The organism is Candidatus Tiamatella incendiivivens, from assembly GCA_015522635.1.
Lineage (GTDB): Archaea > Thermoproteota > Thermoprotei_A > Sulfolobales > Acidilobaceae > Tiamatella > Tiamatella incendiivivens.
Window position 1 is genome coordinate 1 of record WALW01000020.1, and the last position, 2,120, is coordinate 2,120.

General features: G+C 39.3%; 3 protein-coding genes. All 3 read left to right on the forward strand.

Features of this window, described 5'->3' with window-relative positions; all coding sequences use genetic code 11:
* On the forward strand, nucleotides 1-1,200 hold a 1,200-nt coding region (gene glyS, locus F7B60_05520), incomplete at its 5' end, for a glycine--tRNA ligase (protein ID MCE4614967.1).
* Nucleotides 1,190-1,600 (forward strand): hypothetical protein, encoded by a 411-nt coding sequence (locus F7B60_05525; protein ID MCE4614968.1) that lies wholly within the window; start codon nucleotides 1,190-1,192, stop codon nucleotides 1,598-1,600. The genes glyS and F7B60_05525, both read left to right, overlap by 11 nt.
* 68 nt (nucleotides 1,601-1,668) lie before the next feature.
* On the forward strand, nucleotides 1,669-2,025 hold the full coding sequence (locus F7B60_05530; GenBank protein MCE4614969.1) for a hypothetical protein: 357 nt from the start codon (nucleotides 1,669-1,671) through the stop codon (nucleotides 2,023-2,025).
* Nucleotides 2,026-2,120: the final 95 nt, after the last annotated feature.

The window sequence follows — 2,120 nt, forward strand, 5'->3', positions numbered from 1 at the left end:
GCCATGAGGAATCGTTTGCCAATAGGTATAGCTCAAATAGGGAAAGTAGGGAGGAACGAGATAAGCCCTCGTCAAGGAGTTATAAGATTGAGGGAATTCACTCTAATGGAGATGGAATTTTTCATTGATCCAAGGGAAGAGGAATGTCCTTGGTTCCCAACAGTATCCGATGAAAAACTTCTCATACTAACTAAAGAAGCCCGTTTGAAGGGAGGTTCCCCTGAATGCTATAAAGTAAGAGAAGCTGTAAATGAGGGCGTTATATATCATAAGTGCCTAGCCTACTGGATGGTTATAGGTAGAAAGTTCATCGAAGACCTAGGTATAAACCCTGAAAATATATTATTTGAGGATAAGCTGCCCGATGAGAGAGCTCACTATAGTAGCCAGACGTTCGATCAGAAGGTCAAAGTGTCTAGGTGGGGATGGATAGAAGTTGCAGGACACAGTTATAGAGGTGACTATGACCTATCCCGTCATATTAAGTATAGTGGCAAGGATTTGAGGGTATATAAGAGGTTCGAGAAACCTGTCATACATAGGACAGTGAAATTCATTGCTAACAAAGCAGCTATTGGACGCGCATACAGGAATAATGCACCCTTTATTATTAGGGCAATCGAGGAAATAGGTCCTGAAAAGGTATTTAGGGCAATCGAAGAAAAGGGCTCAGTAGAAATAAAAGGGTATAATATAACAAAGGAAATGATAATTAAGAAAGTTATTGAAGAAAAGGTCACAGGTGAGAAGTTTATTCCACACGTCATAGAACCTTCTTTTGGTACCGATAGGATAGTCTTCGTAACACTCGAACACGCGTATAAGGAGAAGGAGGGGAGGAGGATACTGAGCCTTCCCAGAGAAATTGCACCTATTCAAGTGTCTATATTCCCACTCATCGAGAGAGAAGAGGAATTGAGGAAGCTTGCTTGGGAAATTCATACTATCCTAACACGAGAAGGATTCACTGTTGCATATGATGACTCAGGCAACATCGGAAAAAGGTACGCGAGAAGTGATGAAATAGGCGTGCCATTCGCTGTTACGATTGACTATACAACTTTGGATGATAGAACCGTAACAGTTAGAGATAGAGATACATGGCGTCAGATAAGAGTTAATATTAATAGATTGCCAAGGCTAATTAGAATAGGACTTGGAAGCAAGCTTCCACTTGAGGAGCTTGTGAATGAAATTTAGCTATGGGGGAATGCAAGGTATGAGCAGTGGGGAAAAGAGTATAAACAAAATTCTAGATTTAATACCATCAGCTAGCCAGCTAAAGGAAAACAAGAAGATCCTTAAAGAGAAGAGAATAAGGCTAAGATATGACGATGGATTAGAAGAGGATGAGGCAAAAATATCAGTTAAACTAGCAGGAGAACTCAACATAAAAGATCACCTAGAAATAGTAGTTGCAGGCAAGAAAAGAATCGCTTTCAAGGCAATAATAGACGAAAACGCTGAAGAAAACATTGTCTTTGTAAACGGGGATCTAATGGAGGAACACGGCATAGCTGACAATAGTATTGCAACAGTCCGTGCACATAAGGGCGGTGAAAAACTAGGAGTTAGACTGGATGTATCTTCAGAGGAGTAAGACTGCTTGAATTCCTCGCATTATCAATATTTTAGCCCTAATTTTCTCTATCAATATTGGTGTGCTATATGGAAACTAACATATTGGTAACGATTCTCTACCAAAGACTGGACTTACTTGATTATGCTGAGTCGTTACTGGAGAAAATAAAAATGGGTGGCAGTGATATGGAAACAAAGAAGGAATTAGTGCACGTAGTTAATAGGTTAAGAACCCTTCGTGAAAGGATGGAAAGCATAATACCAAATGTTGAGGGAGAGGATGGAGAGACTTTGATTTCATATTATAAGAATATTTCGAATCCTAGGGAAATTGAAATTTTATCAAATATAAAGAGCTTAGAAATAGGAGATGAAACGTTCAGATCTGAGGTAGACTGTGACATTAAGAGATTGCTGAATCTTCAAGAGAAACTTGGAAGATAAAGTAACCGTACTCAAACTCGATGATAAGGATAGGCTTTAACTTTTTAAGCAACGATCCTAGATAGGATTCATTTAGAAATCGCTCAGCGACATCC